Source organism: Bradyrhizobium sp. CSS354, from assembly GCF_029051725.1.
Taxonomy (GTDB): domain Bacteria; phylum Pseudomonadota; class Alphaproteobacteria; order Rhizobiales; family Xanthobacteraceae; genus Bradyrhizobium.
In genome coordinates, this window is record NZ_JAACFU010000002.1 from 1 (window position 1) to 19,436 (window position 19,436).

The 19,436-nt window shown below is 59.4% G+C and carries 17 protein-coding genes and 2 pseudogenes; 8 read left to right on the top strand and 11 right to left on the bottom strand.

Annotation, left to right across the window (positions count from 1 at the left end):
• Window positions 1–245 (bottom strand): hypothetical protein (locus GWG67_RS03750; RefSeq protein ID WP_275167822.1); only part of this gene is annotated, 245 nt, incomplete at its 3' end.
• 413 nt (window positions 246–658) lie between these two features.
• Between GWG67_RS03750 and GWG67_RS03755 the strand changes: the two genes are divergently transcribed.
• Window positions 659–847 (top strand): hypothetical protein, encoded by a 189-nt coding sequence (locus GWG67_RS03755; RefSeq protein ID WP_275167823.1) that lies wholly within the window; start codon window positions 659–661, stop codon window positions 845–847.
• Between the two features lie 202 nt (window positions 848–1,049).
• Here GWG67_RS03755 and GWG67_RS03760 read toward each other — a convergent pair whose 3' ends face one another.
• The 4 genes and pseudogenes from GWG67_RS03760 to GWG67_RS03775 all read right to left on the bottom strand — a co-directional run.
• The gene (locus GWG67_RS03760; protein ID WP_275167824.1) at window positions 1,050–1,289 is read right to left on the bottom strand and encodes a hypothetical protein; all 240 of its coding nucleotides are present in this window, start codon (window positions 1,287–1,289) and stop codon (window positions 1,050–1,052) included.
• Window positions 1,286–2,938 (bottom strand): IS66 family transposase, encoded by a 1,653-nt coding sequence (locus tag GWG67_RS03765; protein ID WP_275167825.1) that lies wholly within the window; start codon window positions 2,936–2,938, stop codon window positions 1,286–1,288. The genes GWG67_RS03760 and GWG67_RS03765 overlap by 4 nt, the downstream gene beginning before the upstream one ends.
• A gap of 68 nt (window positions 2,939–3,006) precedes the next feature.
• Window positions 3,007–3,354, bottom strand: coding sequence for an IS66 family insertion sequence element accessory protein TnpB (gene tnpB, locus GWG67_RS03770; protein ID WP_275167826.1), 348 nt, complete (start codon window positions 3,352–3,354; stop codon window positions 3,007–3,009).
• 236 nt (window positions 3,355–3,590) lie between these two features.
• Window positions 3,591–3,746, bottom strand: a pseudogene (locus GWG67_RS03775) (transposase); the annotation flags it as partial.
• Between the two features lie 193 nt (window positions 3,747–3,939).
• Here GWG67_RS03775 and GWG67_RS03780 point away from each other — a divergent pair.
• A complete protein-coding gene (locus tag GWG67_RS03780; RefSeq protein WP_275167827.1) occupies window positions 3,940–4,374 on the top strand; it encodes a hypothetical protein in 435 nt (144 codons plus the stop codon).
• 128 nt (window positions 4,375–4,502) lie between these two features.
• Here the strand turns inward: GWG67_RS03780 and GWG67_RS03785 are convergent, their stop codons facing one another.
• Together GWG67_RS03785 and GWG67_RS03790 are read right to left on the bottom strand one after the other, a co-directional pair.
• Window positions 4,503–5,261, bottom strand: coding sequence for a tetratricopeptide repeat protein (locus GWG67_RS03785; protein ID WP_275167828.1), 759 nt, complete (start codon window positions 5,259–5,261; stop codon window positions 4,503–4,505).
• A 70-nt stretch (window positions 5,262–5,331) separates the two neighbouring features.
• Window positions 5,332–5,952: a hypothetical protein gene (locus GWG67_RS03790; RefSeq protein WP_275167829.1), complete on the bottom strand. Its 621-nt coding sequence runs from the start codon at window positions 5,950–5,952 to the stop codon at window positions 5,332–5,334.
• 866 nt (window positions 5,953–6,818) lie between these two features.
• On the opposite strand from GWG67_RS03790, the gene GWG67_RS39070 reads away from it, so the two are divergent.
• Window positions 6,819–7,160 (top strand): c-type cytochrome, encoded by a 342-nt coding sequence (locus GWG67_RS39070; protein ID WP_369335501.1) that lies wholly within the window; start codon window positions 6,819–6,821, stop codon window positions 7,158–7,160.
• 192 nt (window positions 7,161–7,352) lie between these two features.
• Here GWG67_RS39070 and GWG67_RS03795 read toward each other — a convergent pair whose 3' ends face one another.
• From GWG67_RS03795 to GWG67_RS03810, 4 genes and pseudogenes are all read right to left on the bottom strand, one after another.
• Window positions 7,353–7,781: a hypothetical protein gene (locus GWG67_RS03795; RefSeq protein ID WP_275168396.1), complete on the bottom strand. Its 429-nt coding sequence runs from the start codon at window positions 7,779–7,781 to the stop codon at window positions 7,353–7,355.
• 478 nt (window positions 7,782–8,259) lie between these two features.
• Entirely contained in the window at window positions 8,260–11,613 is a 3,354-nt protein-coding gene (locus GWG67_RS03800) for an adenylate/guanylate cyclase domain-containing protein (RefSeq protein WP_275167830.1), read from the bottom strand.
• A gap of 389 nt (window positions 11,614–12,002) precedes the next feature.
• A pseudogene (locus GWG67_RS03805) lies at window positions 12,003–13,034 on the bottom strand (IS110 family transposase).
• Between the two features lie 865 nt (window positions 13,035–13,899).
• A complete protein-coding gene (locus GWG67_RS03810) occupies window positions 13,900–14,103 on the bottom strand; it encodes a CsbD family protein (protein WP_275167831.1) in 204 nt (67 codons plus the stop codon).
• 434 nt (window positions 14,104–14,537) lie between these two features.
• Between GWG67_RS03810 and GWG67_RS03815 the strand changes: the two genes are divergently transcribed.
• From GWG67_RS03815 to GWG67_RS03835, 5 genes are all read left to right on the top strand, one after another.
• Window positions 14,538–14,870 (top strand): hypothetical protein, encoded by a 333-nt coding sequence (locus GWG67_RS03815; RefSeq protein ID WP_275167832.1) that lies wholly within the window; start codon window positions 14,538–14,540, stop codon window positions 14,868–14,870.
• Window positions 14,871–14,906: 36 nt separating this feature from the next.
• A complete protein-coding gene (locus GWG67_RS03820; RefSeq protein WP_275167833.1) occupies window positions 14,907–15,683 on the top strand; it encodes a YsnF/AvaK domain-containing protein in 777 nt (258 codons plus the stop codon).
• A 616-nt stretch (window positions 15,684–16,299) separates the two neighbouring features.
• Window positions 16,300–17,172, top strand: a complete 873-nt coding sequence (locus GWG67_RS03825; protein ID WP_275167834.1) for an ABC transporter substrate-binding protein — start codon at window positions 16,300–16,302, stop codon at window positions 17,170–17,172.
• Complete coding sequence (locus GWG67_RS03830) at window positions 17,169–17,903, top strand: cache domain-containing protein (RefSeq protein WP_275167835.1); 735 nt, start codon at window positions 17,169–17,171, stop codon at window positions 17,901–17,903. The genes GWG67_RS03825 and GWG67_RS03830 overlap by 4 nt, the downstream gene beginning before the upstream one ends.
• On the top strand, window positions 17,864–19,063 hold the full coding sequence (locus GWG67_RS03835; RefSeq protein ID WP_275167836.1) for an adenylate/guanylate cyclase domain-containing protein: 1,200 nt from the start codon (window positions 17,864–17,866) through the stop codon (window positions 19,061–19,063). Before GWG67_RS03830 ends, GWG67_RS03835 begins: the two co-directional genes overlap by 40 nt.
• The last annotated feature ends 373 nt before the right edge of the window (window positions 19,064–19,436 follow it).

Sequence of the window (19,436 nt, forward strand, 5' to 3'; positions counted from 1 at the left end):
GTTGATGAATGCTCCTTGGTCGAGTGATCCTCGGTCGCGCTGTGTGGATCATTGTCGAAAACTGAATGACTGCTGCCGCCTCCGCCGCTATATCCTGCTCCGTCTTGGGCGCCGGAACGTGCGATGGCTGTTGACGTTAACGACGTCGACAGCAGTAGCGTCATCGCTGGCGGGGTTACGGCAGCAAACCTGCCACAGGTCTTCAAGAACTCCCGGCGGTCTTCGTCTTCTTCTGTTGTGGGCATCGGGTATCCCCTCGGGCTACTGCAACTGTTTAACTTAAACCAGATTAAATAAATTAAATCCTTTTTATTAGTTCAATCACGAAAAGTTACGTTCAGGAGCGCCCACCATTGGTCGTACTGCCCTGCCCGAGCGGCGGCAGAAGTTCTGGATCAGGGTGAAGAACCGCAGCCACCACCTTGGCAAATGCGAGCCGCTAGATCCCGTTGGCGCTGAATTATTGCGGCAACAACTCGGGTCAGTCGTAACTATGCTGTATAGATTTCAGTTGCGTGGGCTTCTCTTGCGTTTATCCAGCTACGCAAGTCTGTCTCCAATCCACGACAGGCCTCAACTAAGCAGTTCGGCCAACATCGAACACGTCGCGGCCTTTGCGTTCCTAGGTTTCGCATTTGGTGCCGCGTACCGGGACCGAATGACGCTGGTGTTCAGCCTCGTGCTTGGAATCGCAGTGATGCAGGAATTGTTGCAAAAGCTGACGCCAGATTGCGATGCTAGATTGCTGGATGCGTCCGAAAAGGTGGTTGGCGGGTTCCTCGGGATTTTGCTCGCCAGCATCGCTTTACGCCTGATTGAGCGCTGGACGGCTGCATCTGATGTCTAACGGCTCTTGCGGGTTGGGTTCATGCCCAATCGTGCCATAAGCCAAGGACGCCCTCGACATAGCTCACGTCGCAATGTCGATAATCGACTTGGCGAGCTGGTTGGGTCCCTAGTCAGCCTGCTCAGTCCCTTCAACCAGGCCAGGAGCCGACTAGTTGGTAAGGTTCGGGTTTGAACGTATCCATTCGGCGTAGGCCGCAGGGCTACCGCCTGAGTAGTCCAGGGTTCTCTTTATAGAACTTGATGAGCTCGATCAGGTTGTCGATGCCGAAGTCGGTGAACGCCTGAACGCCGTCTTCTCCGACGCCATAGACCCAGATGATGCCATCCTCGATCTCCATCTCGTTGGCGATGTCCCACAGCCAATCTTCGTCTTCGCCGAGGTCTTTGGCGACCTTGGTGATGGTGGTGACGTGATGGACCTTGTTGACCTGGGTGGTCATGCCGCCGCTCGAGCGGAGAGCGCAGACGCTGACGTCCAATTCCAGGGCAGAAGTTCGTCCAGCCGATGAGCCGGATGAGCGGCGATGCGGGCGAGGACATTCGTGAGCCACGCCTGCGGATCGATGCCGTTGATTTTGGCTGTGACGATCAGGCTGTACATAGCTGCGGCGCGCCGCCCTCCGCGATCAGATCCGCAGAACAGCCAGGACTTCCGCCCAAGAGCGATGCCTCGCAAGCCCCGTTCGGCGGCATTGTTGGAGAGACACACGCGGCCGTCCTCGAGGAATAGGGTGAAGCTCGCCCAGCGCTTCAGGATATAGTTGAACGCCTTAGCCAGGTCGTGCCCCCGAGACAGCTTGGCAAGCTGCTCCCGCATATAGACCTGGAGGTCCTCGACCAGAGGCCGGCTCAGCGTCTGCCGAACCCGAAGGCGCTCCTCGGCACTCTTGCCGTTGATGGACCGTTCGATCTCGAACAGCGCATCGATCCGCCGCACGACCTCGATCGCGATCGGCGAGAGCGGGATTTCCTTTTTGCCGGTGGCCCTGCGCCGGGCATTCTCTTCGATGTCGGCCATCGCGAAGAACGGGCGCCGTCCATGCGACCAGCAGGCAGCCTCCCGGATTGGCCCGGCCTGGCGTCCCGGCAGATAGAGCTGGTTGTACCCGTCATAGGCGTCGGCCTGCAGGATGCCGGCATACCGGGCCAGATGCGCTTGGGGATGCTCGCCCTTGCGGTCGCGCGAGTAGTAGAACATCGCCGCCGGCGGGTCCGTGCCCCCAAATGGCCGATCGTCGCGGATGTAGATCCAGCACCGTCCGGTGTCGGTCTTGCCCTTGGCCAGGACCGGTACCGTCGTATCGTCAGCATGAAGGCGCTCGGCCGCCATCACGTGGGCTTCCACCAAGCGCAGCAGAGGATCCAGCGAGGCACAGACCGCCCCAACGGCATCTGCCATGGTCGACAGTGCGATCGGCACGCCTTCCAGAGCGTAGCGCTCCGCCTGGCGGTTGAGCGGCTGATGCTGGCCGAACTTCTCAAACATAATCATGGCCAAGAGGCTCGGACCAGCCCACCCCCGAGCAACGGCATGGAACGGCGCTGGCGCCTGGCTGATCTTCTCGCAGTCGCGGCAGGAGAACTTCTCGCGGACCGTCTCGATCACCTTCCACTGGCGCGGCACCACTTCTAGCGTGCGGGTCACGTCCTCGCCGAGCTTGCGAAGACGATTGCTGCCGCAGCATTCACAAGCCGTAGGTCCGTCGATCACTACCCGCTCCCGGGGAAGGTGCTCGGGGAAGGTCTGGCGCTCGGCGCGCTTGCGCGTAAATCCGCGCACCGTGGTCGACCTGGCCACGGCCCATTCCGCCGCCAGCTCGTCCTCGGTAGCGTCAGCTTCCAGCTCTTCGAACGTCAGCGCCAACTGCTCGATCAGCCGCGCCGAGCGCTCCGACCGTTGTCCGTAGATCTGATGTTTCAGCTTGGCGATCTGCAGCTTCTGCTGAGCAATCAGCGCCTCGTCTTCCGACGCTTTCGCGCGGGCGACCGCGAGCTCGGCGGCGATCTCCAAAGCCTTCGCGCGCTCGACTGCCGGCGCCTTCTTCAGGGCGGCAACCTCATCCGGAACAGCGTCGCGATCAGCATGCATGCGACGCAGTGAATCACAGATTGGACGCGATGGGATTCCCAAAATGCAAGAAGCTACAGATTCGGCGCTCAGCCCGCGCTTTGTGGCCGCCAGCTCAGTTGCGGATTCCGCCAGTCGATGCCTTCTAGCATGTAAGCCATCTGGGCCGCCGAGATCGACACCGCACCGTCCGACGCCGAGGGCCAGATGAACTTGCCACGGTCCAGGCGCTTGGCATACAGCGACATGCCCAACCCGTCATGCCAAAGAATCTTCACCAGATCACCGCGGCGGCCCCGGAAGATGTAGAGATCGCCGGCATGAGGATCGCGCTTCAAGCTCTCCTGAACCGTGAGAGCCAAGCTTTGCATGCCGCGACGCATGTCGGTGTGGCCAGTGGCGATCCAGACCCTGACGCCGCTTGGGATCGGGATCATCGTCGTCTCAAAACTTCAAGAACCCGCTGCAGCGTCTCGGTGTCTACGTCCCGGTCGACGCGCACGCGACAGCCGCCGCCAAACTCGATCTCGATGATTCCAGTCCTTGCGCGCTGCGCCGGCGGGGAAGAGGCCGGTTGTGGCGCGTCACTCGAGATCGGAGACGCCACCGGCGTGATCTCGACGGGAACGAGAGCTGGCACGGAATCTCCGCCCAGCCGACCCTGGCGCGCTTGTCGACGCCACGTGAACAGCAGGCTGTGAGCCATCCCGTGCCGGCGCGCGACGCCGCAGACTGTCTCACCAGCCTGCAAGGTCTCTTCGACAAGGCGGACCTTCTCGTCGTAACTCCATCGCCGCCGACGTTCGGCGCCCAACACATTGACCTGCATTCGCCACGTGACCTTAAAGCTAGACTTAAGGTCAAATCCTCGGGCCGCCTCCCAAACTAAACAAGGCGGCCGCCGCCGGAGGGATACGTTTGAACTCTCCCGGTACTGTGATTGGATTGCCAATTGCCTTTCCCGCCGCGCGGATAGTGTCGATGAACAGCTTCGCGGCCGGGTTCAAACCAATCGGAGCACCATGTCCTCTAGCTCCAACGCCGGTATCGCCAAGAGAGCGCGCACGAAGGCTGAGGCCGATTTTGCCACCTGGCTCATGATGGCCAAGCTGGGTGGTTTCGATGACCTGCCGTCCAGCGCCCGAAGGTTTCTGACAAATTATCAAACTCGGCTCGAGACAATGAGCGAGGCCGAGTCCACGGCTCTAGCCGTTCGCGAGATCTACAGCGCTTATTACAGCGAGATGGGAGGCGTAGGCGCTGCGCCGGAACCAAAGGCTCGGACGCCTACGACAGAGAGCAAACTCGTGCGGTCCCAGAGACCGCCTGGACCTCAACCCGGTCAATCGGCTGCGCGCCAGTCGACGAGGCCAATGACCCGAAAATCCCTCCCGGCACTGCTAATTCTCGCGAGCATGGTGGCACTGGTTGTCGCATTCGGATTTCTAGCGCAGTAAGATCGCCCGCGGAATGTGTGCGACGTCTGCTTCTCCTTCGACAGCGACCTAGCTAGCGGAGATCGTGCACTTCGCATTTGGGCCACAAGAAGACATCGCCGCCTCGTCGACAAGCAAAACCATTTATCTTATTGCTCCCGGACGCCTCCCTTCCTCAACCCATCGAGAAGTTCGTCGAACTCCCGACGAAACTGCGGATTACTTGAGAATGAATAAACAAGTTGACGCCACCACTTCACCGTGAAGTCTGGTCGGACCCTATTCAATTCGGCCAACGCCTGTCGCGCCGCCTCCAACTGCCCCGTGGTTCCGTAAGCCGCGATCAGATCTACATAGGGCAACCAGAACGAGTTGTTCATATTGACCGTCCGCCTGCATTCTTCGATGGCTTCTTTGAATTCGTGCAGGTGCATGTGGGCATGGCAGAGGTTGAAATGCCAAACGAAGGCAGCAGGATCTTTCGGGCTGATGCGGAGAGCCAACTGAAGCGGCGAGAAGGCTTCGCGCGCCCGCCCGGATAAGATAAGTGCACTTCCTTTGCCAGCATAGGCGACCGGGAAATTTGGATCGATTTCAATTGCAGCGTCGTATTCAGGCAAGGCCTCCTCAGGGTGTCCAACTCGAAGAGTGTCTCCCTTAACATTGTGCGCCAACGCGCTTGCCGGGCGTTTCGAAAGGGCTCGGTCGGCCAGGTCAGTCGCTGTCTTTTTTTCTTCGGCCACCGACGCGGACCATCCACTGATCACAGCAGCGGCTAAACACCAAGCTTTCCCAATCATTGCATCGACGTTGTCCGGATCGAGGTGCAGCGCACTGTCGAATAGCCCCTTTGCCTGCGCAATTTCCGTCTTCGACCGGTTCTCATAGGATTTTGCCCAGCCGCGCATGCTGAAGTCCACGGAGTCCGGATTTCTGGATCGGTCTGCTTCGTAACGGCGACTTTCGGCTCGGATGAGCTCAATGTTGAGCGAGCGGGCGAGCCGCGACCGTGATCTGGTCCTGCAAGGCCGCGAGATTCGTGCGATCGCCGTCGAAACGATCCGACCAGACATCGCGAGCGGTCGGAAGCTCAGTAAGGGATATGTTGACCCGGACCTGATCCCCGTTACGCCGCACCGCGCCCTGTACTGCCCAGCGGATGCCGAGTTCATTGCCGAGGGTCTTGAGATCGATTGGCTTCTTCTTGTACGTGAAGGCCGTTCCGCGTCCGATTACGAACGCGCTAGGCATTTGGGCAAGATCGGTCATCAAATCGGTCGTGATGCCGTCGGCGAAATAGTCCTGCTCCGCATCGTCGCTGAGATTCGCGAATGGCAGGACGACGAGAGACAAGCGAGGAGCGATGTCGGGTCGGGCCGCTGCTTCTCTCTGCGTCTTCTGCCCTTCCTGAAAAACATCTGTGCGGAGCGTCTTCCAAACATTCCAATAGCCGGCGAGGCCGCCAACGACCGCACCTACGGCAGCAATCGAGGCGAGCGCCCCGCTAATAAACTGCACTCGTGCTCGGAGGCGATTCTTTAAGTTGCGATCTGATACCGGTTCGTCCGGCGGCTCTTTGGAGACTTCCGAGTTTGTCACCGTTGCCTCCTGGAGGGCACACGCCTTATTGAAACAGTAGCAGATTTTCGCGAGTTCGGGTTGGTCAAGCTTATTGACTAAGTTCCGCATTTCGTAAGTCGCCGCTCGACAATCGTCCTTTCTACGAAGTCCGGGTTGGGTCACAATGCGAAGAACTCAACCTGAGCAAATCTTGTCCGCAACGCCTCAACAAGCGAACCTCGTGGAGCGATGCTGCCACTTCGCCGAAGGCCGAGAACTGACAACTTGCATCACTGCACGTTCATCGGCAATCTAAGGAATAGCTGTTTAAGCAAGCCCCCAACGGATTTCGCTATGCCGCTCTTTTTCAAAAAATCATTCATAGTGCTGGCTGGACTTGAAAGGTGAACTGGCTTTGGCGAAGACCGCCATCGAGCGCGGAAGCTACTTGGTAAACACCATTGTCGCTTGCGGAAACTGCCACACACCCAAGAATGCTCATGGATTGCCCATCAACTCGCGTGATCTGTCGGGCGGGCTCTCATTCAAAACGCCAAACTTCTCGGGCACCGCATCGAACATAACACCGGACATTGAAACCGGCATAGGTAGCTGGACTACGCAGAAATAAAAAAGGCCATAACCGAAGGCGCACGTCCCGGTAAACGCACGGCTCCCAGGCGTGCCGCTCTCAGATATTATGCCATCTCATTTTTACAAAGCACTGCTGTCAAGTGACGCGGACGCCATCGTTGCGTACCTGAGACGGTCCCGCCGGTACATAACGAGCTTCCCAGCCCCAACTACAAGGGTTTCGCAATCCCGCTCCTTACCCCGACGCCGAGACTGGTTTTACAGCCAACTCGCTGAACGATCCAGTCAGGCGCGGCACCTATCTGGCGGCGATCGGACACTGCATGGGATGCCATACACCCCGGACTCAAGGCATCTCAGATTTCACGAATTCGCTTGGGAAGGGCGGCAGCCGCTTCAGCATCGCCTTGGTGAAGGGCTACCCCAGCGCTTGGCAGGGTGCCATAGCCTCGAACATTACGTCTCATCCGCAAGCAGGAATTGGAGCTTGGAGCGACACCGAAATTAAGCGCGCGCTCACAACCGGTATTTCCCGCAACGGTCGAGAGCTGAATACACCGATGAAGGACCACTGCCGCTATTTTTGCGGCATGTCCGAAAGCGACCTGAGCGCATTGGTCGCTTGGCTGCGAACTGTGCCGCCTTTGGAATAGACGCCAAGAGCTGGATCGGCGTCCGGCTTGCCTCCGAGAGCCGACATTAAACGACTTCAAGCGACCTTCGGCTCAGGGCCACATTCGGACATGCGCCGCAGCAAACTGCCGGACTACTCGATCACGTCGTCGGCGCGGGCGGGACCTGATTGGAGCTGAAGGCTCAGCGTCCAACAAATCCTAACGCACCGATTAACACGATTGGTACATCGCCTGCAGATGCTTGCCGCGCAGAAAGATCATCTGGGGCGTCAACCCGCCGCGCGCGGCGATCCATCGCTGCACCCGCGTCGGATACGTCGAATACAGCATCATGGTCGCTTCGCCATTAGTGAAGGTGCGGCCGTTGATGCCGAAATCATACGCGGCATGGAAACCAAGCGCCGCACGCGAGGTCACGCAGATTTTGTCATGAGGGACCGCGCCGAGGACGATGGTGCAGGCCGAGGCACAGAGACCGTCAATGATCACGGATTGTCCGGATGAACGCAGACGTTGAAATTTTCTGACGTAGCTTCCGATTTGACCGCCCCGATCATCAGCAATGCGGACTGCCGCGTGACTTGCCCCGAGACCCGCAAGCAGGAGTGCTGACGCAAGCAGACACGTTACGAACTTCATTATCCCTACCCTGGTTCGCAAGCCGATTTGATCGTTTTGCGTGATGCGCGAAACAGCAAAAGCTGTCATTCTAGTTCGTGGCTTTATCTAGGCACCGGCTGCCAGATCTAAGACTTTCGGAACAGTTGGGCATTATAGTCTCCTCTTGGCTCTATCGCAGCTGTTCGTAGATCATCCTATTTCACAATCGCACTTCATGAGCCCGTGCGCTTTTCCAACCCATGCAGCCTAGGACGGATCGCGATCAGCAACTCAATTGAACGTCGGTAGTCGTCCCGTCATCTAATGGTGTCGCGGAACATACGAAAGTTTAAGGCGCTTCCCCTTAAAGCCGACCACTTCCGCAATGGGTCAATAGCGTCGGTTTGGCGCTCGGTTTCGAACTTCCGGTCTGCCCCAACGAACCGACGTAGAGCTGCACTGCGTCAACGGCAGCGATGGGCCACGAGCCGACATTCCATGGCAAGAATGTGCGCCATCATGCCGCCAGTTCGTCGAGCAGGGCCTTCGCCTGCTTCAGGTCCAACGTGTCAAAGCCCTCGGTGAACCAGCCGTAGACCGGAGCGAGAAGTTCTCGGGCCTCATCCCGCTTCCCTTGATCGCGCCATGACCGCGCCATGCTCATCGCAGCGCGCAGCTCCCAGGATTTCGCCTGCTGTTCACGCCCAACCGCGAGCGCCCGCTCGAAATACGCTTCAGCTCTTGCTGCATCCCGCTCTGGCGACATCAGGGCGATTTCGCCAGCAATGCGATGGACCTCGGCCTCGCACCATCTTGCCTTTGTTGTCTCGACCAAGGTGATTGCTTCCCCAATGTAACTCCAGGCGTCATCGAACTGGCCAAGCTCCCCACAGGCCATTGCCAAATGGAATAAATGCCACGCCAACTCACCTGATGATCCCCCCGAGCGATATACGGGGATCAGTGAGGTGAACGTGCTGACTGCAGAGGAGGCGTTGCCAGTTAAGGCCAAAAGATTGGCTCGCCTTAACAATCCCAGGGTCTTCCAGAAAATGGCGCCTTTTTCTTCGGCCAACGCGATTAGCTCATCCGATAGCGCCTTCGCCGTCGCGTAGTTACCGCTGAAGAGTTGGCTAAAGCATGCGTAATCCATCGTGGCCATCAGTGTGGCGGGGCCAGCCTCACGCGCCTCATTGAGCGCTTGTTCTGTGTATGCGAGCCCAGCCTCAGGATAGCCAAGGAACCACAGCAACATCGACCGAAACCGGAGTTCGTAGGCAAACCACTGCGGCCGACGTTCGACAGGATCGTAAAGCGCAATCGCCTGATCGTAGTGCACGCGGGCTTGCGCGAAGTTGCCCGTGATCCCCAAGACATAGGCCACGCAGCGATGCCCGAGCATGAGCATGCCATTATCTCCCTGTTTCTCGGCAAACGCCAGGATCTGCGCGGCACCCTCGCGCGCCAGGTCGCCGTTGAATGCGGTCAGGTCCGTTAACCACAAACCGTAGAGCGCCCGAAACAGAAGCAGTGGATCCTTGGGAGGCTCCCCGAGCCCTTCAGCCTGTTCGATCAGCAGAAGTGCCCGCTCCGCGGCAGTCTTGGTTTCCGGTGCCGCTCCCCCTTTGACCTGAAGGAGTGGGTTTAAGAGTGCAACTTGAAACCTGATTTCTTCGCCTCGGAGCGCCGGCGTGCCGGGCAAAGTCGCTATCTGTCCGAGGGCCCGCCTAAGCTGCTCGATGGCCTCAACCAACGCCGAGCGCTTCAGTGACCGCAATCCTGCTTTGCCCCACAGACCCGCGGCCTTGTCGATCAGCCCGGCCTCGGTGCAATGCCGCGCCAGCAGATCCGGCTGGCCTTCGGCGATGTCAGGAAACTGCATTTCGAGGGTGTCTGCGATACGCGCGTGGAGTGCGCATCTAGGCTGGCGCAGCAAGGTGCCATAGGCCGTGTCCTGCACCAGGGCGTGCTTGAACAAATACGCCGCGTGCGGCGGCACGCCTTTCCGGAACAGCAAACCGGCGCGGATAAGACGATCGAGTTCCGAGCCGAGTTCGGCCTCTCGCTTGCGCACCACGGCAGCCAACAGCGCATGAGAAAACTCACGGCCTATCGCCGCCCCGGTCTGTGCCACCTCCTTGGCCGGGCCGAGCCGGTCGAGCCGCGCCATCAGGGAAGCATGCAAGCTCGCGGGGACCGCCAGCGCCTGGGAGGGAACCGCAGCCGCAGTCTGCATCGCCTCCAACTCGCCCCCGGCCTCCAGCACGGCCTTGGTCATCTCTTCCACGAACAATGGGATGCCGTCGGTGCGCTCGATGATGTCCTTTCTGACGTTCGTCGGCAGCAGCTTGTTGCCGATGACGCGGTCGATCATGGTGCCGACGTTGCGATGCCCCAGCCGGTTGAGGGCAAGAGCTGTTACATGCGGTTGTCCGACCCAGGGCGCCTCAAACTCGGGCCGAAACGTCACGATCAACATCACGGGAAGGTTCGCAACCCGGTCCACGGTGCGACCGAACGCTTCCAGGCTCGTGGGGTCGCCCCAGTGTGCATCCTCGACAATCGTCAGCACGGGGCTGGAGCGCGCCAGAGTTTCCAATTGTAGGTCAAGTGCCTCCAGCGTCTTCTGCCGGCGCTGTTCGGGAGCAAGCTCCAAAGGGGGGTAGCGTCCGTCGTCAGGAAGTGACAACAGCGCGGCGAAGAGCGCCGCGTCCTGCCTGGACGTCGAGGTCTGCGCCAGTAGCGCATCAAGCTTGTCGAGCTTTGTTTGCGGAGTGTCGCCGTATGCAAATCCGGCGGCACGTCCGAACTGGCCAATTATTGGATAAAGGGCGCTGTCCGTGTGCTGTGGCGAGCAGAAATAACGCAGCCGCGTGTGTGGCTCGGCCGCGATTTCCTCCATGAGCGCGGCGGCAAGCCTGGATTTGCCGATCCCGGCCTCACCGGATAGCAGCACCGCCTGGCCTTCGCCGGTCTTCGCTTTCGCCCAGCGCCGCAACAGCAGTTCAAGCTCTTCTTCTCGTCCGACCAGTGCAGTCAGGACACCGGGGTGCATCGCCTCGAAGCGGCTCTGGACAGAACTTGCCCGCAGCGCGGCGAAAGCCTTCACCGGCCCGGCGATCCCCTTGAGGTCCTTAGGCTCGAGGTCTTGCAGTTCGAAGAGACTGCCGATGAGATTGCGGGTGGCCTCGGCAATAACGACCGTGTTCGGCTCGGCGATGGCCTGAAGGCGTGCCGCCAGGTTCGGGGTCTCGCCCACAATATCGTGTTCCTGCGCTTCGCCGGACCCCACAAGATCCCCGACCACCACCATCCCGGTGGCAACCCCTATCCGCACTTGTAGGGGCTCAGGAGCCGCGAGCGCTGCCACCGCATCAATCAACGCAAGGCCGGCCCGCACTGCACGCTCGGCGTCATCTTCATGCGCTGCCGGATAGCCGAAGTAAATCAGCACACCATCGCCCATATACCTGGCGACGAAGCCCCCGAAGCGGCGCACGGTCTCGGCGACGCACGTCTGATAGGCCGAAATGACCTCGCGTAGGTCCTCCAGGTCCATGCGTGCGGAGAGCGCCGTCGAGCCGACGAGGTCTGCGAACATCACGGTGACTTGGCGGCGCTCGGCGGTGTCCTTGGCGGCTTTGTCGGTTTCCAGAGGAGCGTCGCATAGCGGCGCGAGTGCGCTCGCTTCATCGCGCAAGGCTGCGATGGCGTCGAGCAGCTTACGACGATGTCCGACAAATCCGACACCAAGATCCTTCAAGTCATCGGGCGTCAACCTCGGCAGGACCGTGTCGTCGATCTTATTCTCGCGGAATGGCGCCTCATATTGTTCGAGGCCAAGGCTCCGCAGCCAACCTCCGAGGTCCATGGCGGCGCTCCCTCGTGCCAACCGCTGCATGATCCCCCAAGGGAGACTGTCTGTCTAGGGAATGCCGATGACCGCTCTGGGTCAAAAGCAGCGGTGGGCGTCAAATTGGATCGGCGTCCGGTTTGCCCCTGACAGCCGACATGACCCGCGCTCAATCGACCTCCGGCTAAGGGCCATGTGTGGACGGCTCCGGGTTGGCAAGGAGAATCTTCACTTGCCGCGTTGGTCGGAGCAGCGCCCTCCGCGGATCAGGTCCCGATCAAAAGCACGCATTCGAAGATGCCATGGCCCATGTGGGTTGTCCTGATCGCCGGATCGACCGGCGCTGCATTAGTGCTGTTCGCCCTTCCAACCGTTACGTTACAGCCGGTGACCGGCTGTGATCTCGTTCACGCCGTAAGGCCGGCGGGTTCCTTATAGGGTTCGTTCCTGGCCATCATCGCCCATGCCATCCCGGCGAGCTTATTGGCGAGTGCGATGGCTGCGACCTTGGTGGGGCGGCGTGCCAACAACGCAGTGAGCCAAGGCCGATGGCTCGTGCCATGGATCTTGGCATAGCGGATCACGGTGAGTGCGCCCGCTGTGAACAGGCTGCGTAAATAGCGATCGCCTTGCTTGCTGATACGGCCAAGCTTGTCCTTGCCCCCACTAGGGTTCTGCTTCGGCACGAGCCCGAACCAGGCCGAGAAGTCCCGCCCCGATCGGAAGGTTGTGGCATCGGCAACGCTTGCGACTAGCGCCGTTGCCAGTGCTGGACCGACGCCAGGGATCACATCCAGTCGCCTGCTCGTCGCGTTTGATCGATGCCAGGCAATGATGCGCTTATCGAATTCCAGGATCTGAGCCTTCAGTACCCGCAACTGACCGCCGAGAGCCGCAAGACACGCGCGGGCCACCTCCGGGACCCGGCGGTCAGCTGGATCGGCGACGACTTCCAACAGCTGTTCGACACCCCTGCGCCCGACGGAGGCAACAATCCCGAACTCGGCCAGATATGCACGGATCGAGTTGATGACAGCAGTCTGCTGGCGAATGAAGAGATGGCGTACGCGATGAAGCATCAGACAGCTCTGTTGCTCGTTCGTCTTGGTCGGCACGAACCGCATGTTGGGCCTTGTGACCGCCTCGCAAATAAGCCTCCGCGTCGGTGCTGTCGTTCTTCTGCCGCTTGACGTAGGGCTTCACATAGGCCGGAGGCATCAGACGCACCGTATGCCCCAACGCCTGCAGCTCGCGGGACCAATGGTGCGATGAAGCGCAAGCCTCGATCCCAACTAGACACGGCGGCAACTTCTCAAAGAAGGACAGCACGAAGCGGCGCTTGAGCTGACGGCGTATGACCACCTGGCCGGCTGCATCGACCCCATTTACTTGGAAGACCGACTTCGCGATATCAGACCAATCGTTGAAACTGACTGCATAGGTTGTTCCTCCGAATCGTGGGAACCTTAAACGGCGCCCAGTCTTTGGCACTCTCGTGCCCGTGGAGGAGCCGTCCACAGCATCATCAGCAGACGCGTCCGAAGGGAAAGATGCGGTCGAGTAAGCAGCCGCCTACCTGATTGATCAATGAACAGCGGGGAAATGCGAGAGAGGCATCGGCAATCGAACGCGCTCATAGAGCACATGCGGCCGATGCTCGGGGCCAAAACCCGAAAGTGCAAGTCGCCGCGATTGCCCAGCTTCTCGCTTCATTACCCAGCGGCAAACACCGGTGACAGCCTAAGGCCCCCTCTCAGGCGGCCTTCTGCTCTCAGCGATAGTTATTAGGCATACACGACGCGGGCCGTCGGAGCTGGCAATTGCGGTGCTAGTAAGTGAGGTCGAAAGCAACGCTGTAATAGTCGGAGGTGTTACGGAGGCGAATCTGCCGCAGAATCTTAAAAATTCCCGCCGATCATCTTCTTCTGGAGAGGACATTGCGGCTCCTATGATTTTCTCGAAATAATTATTAGTCGATTAGAGAGTTAAGCAGTTCAATCACGAAATGTGTATCGGAGACCCGCCGCCTCGGGCATTGAAATGTTGCCCGAGGTCCGGTGCGGGTCACAAGCGGCGGCACGTCTGGCGTCCAGGCTACCGCTGATAGCGGACACTCAGCCTTGTTCGGCCAAGGGCCACAACCGGACTTAGGCTCACCCTCAGCAGCTCGAAGCACAAGCCGCTGCGGCATTGCGCTTGCAATGAACCATCGCCGAGGTGAGTTCCCCAGTCACTCAAGCAAAGAGCTTTGAACCGCGAACTGTAACAGAAAGAAGCCCGCCGACGTTGGCGGGCTTAAGTTTCCTACCACTTCTGACGACCAAACCAGTCGTCGAGTTCTTTTTTGGCTTGATCTTTTTGGTAGCCGTATCGCTGCTGGAGTTTACCTTCGAGCTGATCTTGCTTGCCGTCGATGGTGTCCAAGTCGTCGTCCGTGAGTTTGCCCCACTGCTCTTTCACCTTGCCTTTGATTTGCTTCCAATTCCCTTCGACGCGGTTCCAGTCCATGTGGGCCTCCTCCGTTGGGCTTTGCTTCAAATGCCGAGACCGTCGCCTTTGGCTATCTATCGCGAGCGCTTCGCAAAGCGGGCGGTTGACCTTTGGCTATCCGCAATTAGCGCCGTCACAGAACGACGGGCGACGGTCTCGCGCAAACAACACCGCTGATGGACATTTGTTCGCGTCGGGTTACGCGCGGACTGCCTTTTTACGCGCGGACTGCCTTTCGTTCGAACGCTGCGCTCCAATGGTGCGGATCGATGCCATTCCGGTTGAGCTAAGGGGCCCGCTCTTGCCCCTGATGGTCTGTCAATTTACCCCGCCACCGCAGCGCTAGCGAGAGACAAGGAGCCAATTCGATTCGCAGCGACGGCCTGTTGGAATTTCAATTACTCTATTCGCAGAGTGACACCCTTTCAGGGCTGTAGCCGCCAAAGAAAGCGTTGTCGGTTCTGATCGTGAACGCGCTGGTTTCTGCGCAAGATTGCCAGCTCCGTTTCAGCGGCGACCATATCCTTTCCCTCCCGCGTCAACTCAAGGACGAGCTTCTCTTGCTCGGCAAGCCGTCGTTCTCCCTGGACTACATCGCGTTCGACCTGCCTCAACTCATCATAGACGAAGGTCTTATCCATCGTTGTGCTCAGCATGGCTCCGCCCATCCCTTCACCGCCGACAACCTCATCGCCAACTCAACCTTCCCCGAGCTGCCATCCGAGTGCAACGTGAGGTCCTACTCGACTACTGCTTGCAAAAAAAATTTAAGAACGATGCGATGAAGGTCGCGTTGAGGCATGTCCATAGAGGAGGAAAGCATGCAAGGACAATGCGTAGTAGCAGTATACAACTCCCGCAACGATGCGGAGCAAGCGTATCGTGCGGTGGTCGGTTCAGGAGTTCCAGCAGATCATGTGAGGCTGAGCAATCAACCAGCACAGGCGTCAAGCAGCGGAAGATTAAGCGCCAGTTCGGAAGGAGAAAGTTTCTGGGACTGGCTGTTTGGTAGCGATGTGCCGGAAGACGAGCGCCGTCTTTATGAAACCCATATGGAAAGAGGCGGTGCCGCATTGTCGGTGTTAGTGGATGCCCCGACCATGGCCGATCTCGACCGTATTGAGGGTGTGCTGCAAGAATATAATCCAGTCGAGATTCACGAAGAAAACAGGGACGGTTCGACAGCGGCCGGAAGCGGAGCATTCGGAAGCGCCGGGAGTCAAGGAGGGTATGCCTCTCAAGGCCCGGAACGTGAGAAGGTCATCCCTCTGCCGGAAGAAGAACTGAAGGTCGGCAAACGGGCCACCGAGACCGTCAAGCATGTAAGAACCTACGTAGTCGAGGAACCCGTACAAAAGGACGTGCGACTGCGCGATGAGCGAACTGTCTTGGAGCGCCGCCCAGCCACGGGAACTGCGACAGGGCAACCCATGGAACGCGAGTACGAAGTGCGAGAGCTGCATGAACAACCCGTGGTCCAGAAGGATGTTCGAGCCGGTGAAGAACTTGTGGTGCGCAAAGAAGCGACCGAACGGACTGAACGGGTTGCCGACACGGTGAAGAAGACCAGGGTCGATATCGACAAGACCGGGCGCTGAGTTCAGTCTTCGCTGATAGACCCGTTAAAGTTCGGATAGCGACAAGTGAGAGCGGCTTTAGTTCCGCTCTCACGCAGCCCAAAAAAGATCAAGGACGAAGAACCCGTTCGCACCGAGCCCCGGCGTCAAGCGGAAGCACGTCGCGGTCATTCAGGATGAGGCGAGATGGAGGTTCGGTCTTCCTGGCGCATGCGAACACTGTGGTCCAAATGGTCCAATCGAGGCCTGTCCGCCAATTAGGTCGCACGCGCGCTGATATGCATGATGGCCCGGACCACAACACGCTCCAATCAGAGGCCGGATACATTGATGCAAGACCGCATCTGCCAGGTTGACGAAACCTCTTGCAACGCGCGGCCGGACCATACATTCGGGTCAAAGTCGGCGGTATACCTGAGGGCTGAGAACTTCCCACTGCGGACATGCCGAGGCGTTTCGCGAACAGCCGGATAGGCCCAAAGCCGGCGTCAACATTCAAATCGGGCTCAGGTTGGGAATGCCGCTTCGTCAGCCAAAGAAACAAGCATTTCTAAATGGTCTCTCAAGCAGCCATGAAAGCCGCGGATCCCGTCCTCAGCCATAATCCCTCACATGAAACGCCGGGATTTCTTTGCATTTGCCGCTGACGGCGTCGGGCGCGGACCCGTTCTTCGATGGGTTCCGTGCCGGGCTGCGGGCGCTGGGTTATGCCGAAGGCAAGAACATCGTTCTGCGGTCGCACTATGCGCCTGGTAACCCCCAGAGCTTACGTGAGGTCGTCTCGGAGCTGAAGCGTGACGATGTCGATCTCGTGGTGTCGAGCGGCCCGGCGACGCGAGCCATGGTTGGGGTGACGGACATTCCGGTGCTTTTCGCTCAGAGCGGCGATCCCGTCGCATTGGGCATCGTCAATAGCCTCGCGCAACCAGGGACCAATTTCACCGGCACCACGTTTCTTTCGCTCGAGCTGGCCGGCAAGCGGATCGAGTTGAAGGATGCCTTTCCGCGACTACGTAGGCTCGCGGTGCTTTCCAACACCGATCATCCGGGCGAGCCATCCGAATGGCGGGCGACTCAGGAAGCGGCCAAGGCCGTGGGAGTGGAGCCTATCTACATCGACTTCTCGGGCGCGAGCGAGTTAGACCGCGCGCTGTCGGCCCTCTCCGCAGTGCGCGCAGATGCAATGCTGACTTTTCCGGAGCCTGTCACGATGGTGAACCGGACCAAGGTTGCGCACATTGCGGCGAGCAACAGGCTGCCGTCAATGTTCGGCTGGAGCGAGTATTGCGACGCTGGCGGCCTCTTGAGCTACGGCGCTAACCAGCGCGATACGTATTTCTTGCTTGCCAAATACGCCGACTGCATCTTGCGCGGCGCACATCCAGCGGATCTCCCTGTTGTGCAGCCGGACAAATTCGAGCTCGCCCTCAATCTCAAGACGGCTCGGCTGTTCGGCGAAGACCTTGACCTTTCCTCCATCCTGTTCCGTGCCAACAAGGTGCTCGAATGATCCTGACCGGCACGGCGGGGAGGTCTCTGCGCCGCCAATGCTATCTGCGGGCGCTGAAGCTGCGCCGATCGCTCAGCTTCAAATATTTTGTCACGCTATTCGTGGCGGTGGTGCTGCCGTTGACGCTGGGCGCCATCTGCGACGCGTGGTTTGGCTATCGCGACCAGAGCCGGCATGTGACTGAGCTGCTGCAGTTGCATTCGCGATCGGCCGCCGAACGGATCGACGCCTTCGCGGACGAGATCGGGCATCAGCTCGGCTGGGCAGTGCAGTTTCCTTGGACCGACGGCAGCGATAACCGCCATAAGATCGACGCGTTGCGGCTGCTGCAGCAAGTGCCGGCCACCCTTTCCATCGTGCTGGTCGATGAACGTGGAACCGAGCGCGTTTCGGTGTCCAGGATTCGCCTGAACCGCATGGGGGCCGGCGAAGATATGTCTGCGGACAAGGCAGTGATTGGCGCGCGCGCGGACAAAGTCTGGTATGGACCGGTCTGGTACGAGCACGATTCCGAGCCATATATGCGGATCGCGGTCGCGGGAAACCTTGCCGCTGCCGGCGTGGCCATCGCCGATGTAAACCTAAAGCTGATCTGGGATGTCATCTCCGCAATCCGGATAGGCGAGACTGGCCACGCCATCGTGGTTGACGGCACGGGCCGGCTGATTGCCCATCCCGACATGAGCAGGTGTTGCGCGGCAAGGCCGGCTCGGGCGACTTCCGTCGGCTGAAGCTTGCACTCAACAATCCGCCGGGATCCGCTCTCATTACGACTGATATCGGTGAACAGCTGGTGGTCGCTGCAGCGACGCCGGTGGCCAAGGTGGGGTGGACGGTCATCGCTCTACAGCCGGCCCGCGAAGCATTCGCTTCTATTCGCGCAGCGCCTTGGCGTGCGCTGGCCCTCATGACCGTCGGTACTCTCTTTGCGCTTGCTTTGGCCTACGCACTCGCCCAACGCATGTCCGGGCCAATCCGAGAGCTGGAGTGCGGCGCGAAGCGGATCGGAAGGGGGCAGTTTGACCATCGCATTAGGCTCACCAGCGGCGACGAACTGCAAAGACTAGCCTCGCGCTTCAATGAGATGGCAAGAGAACTTTCACTATCGAAGCAGAAGTCGGAACGCATCGCTCGCCTAAAGCGGTTTCTGGCCCCACAGGTTGCCGAACTGGTCGAAAATTCCGACGGATTGCTGCGGGGCCACCGGCGGGACGTAGTCGCCGTCTTTGCCGATCTGCGCGGGTTTACCTCGTTCTCGGCGAGCGCCGAGCCCGAGATCATCATTGGAGCACTGCAGGAATACTATGAAGTAGTTGGCGCTGTGATTGCCAGGCACGAGGCCACCCTGATTCAATTCGCGGGTAATGGCGTCATGATCCTGCTCAATGCCCCGATGGCCGTTGCGGACCCGGCGCATCGCGCGGTTCGGCTTGCGATCGACCTACAGCGAGAGGTTCAATCGCTTGCGACCCTATGGTCCAAGAAGGGCTGTGTGATGGGCTTCGGCATCGGCATCGGAATGGGGCTAGCTACCGTTGGAACGATCGGATACGAAGGCCGGCTGGACTACACGGCTGTCGGGAGCGGCGTCAACCTCGCCTCTCGGCTCTGCGACCTCGCCGGTGATGGGCAGATCCTCCTAGATAAGGCCGTGGCAGAGCAGGTTCACAGCAGCGTTCCGATAGCATGCCTGAGCGAGCAGAACATCAAGGGCTATCGGGGAGCGATGAAGCTGTTTGCAGTGGTCGCCGCGAATCCACCAGGAATGCAAAACGTTGGATATAAAGATCGACGGCAGCCGCAAACTCAATGTCGGGCAATGAATATAGCGAGCTATTCGGCTGCGGCAGACAGTGAACATCCGCCTTCGTTGACCCCCGCTGCGACGTGAGCAAGATTGGTGCTCAAGCCCACGGGTGACCGGCGCCTAGCTTCGGCCCGCGACTTCGGCCTGACAGTCGAGCGGCACGTCAGGAACTTCTTCTGCTCGAAGCCCCCGTTGATTCCATCGACTATCACGAGCATTGGAAGAAGCAGGCTTGCTAATGGCGTGAGCTGCGACGGCACAGAGCGGAGACGTGTCCGGGTCACAGGTCGGGGTTTGCCTTATGGTCCAACGATTAAGGTTCAATGCTCACTCCGGACGTCCCGGGCACCGGAATGGGTCAAGAATTGTCGATTATAGCCTCTGACCAGCTTGGAAAGCGTTCTTCCGGGTATTGAGCCGAACAGGGCGATGCAGCAGTCTTTGCCGCCCATTGGTC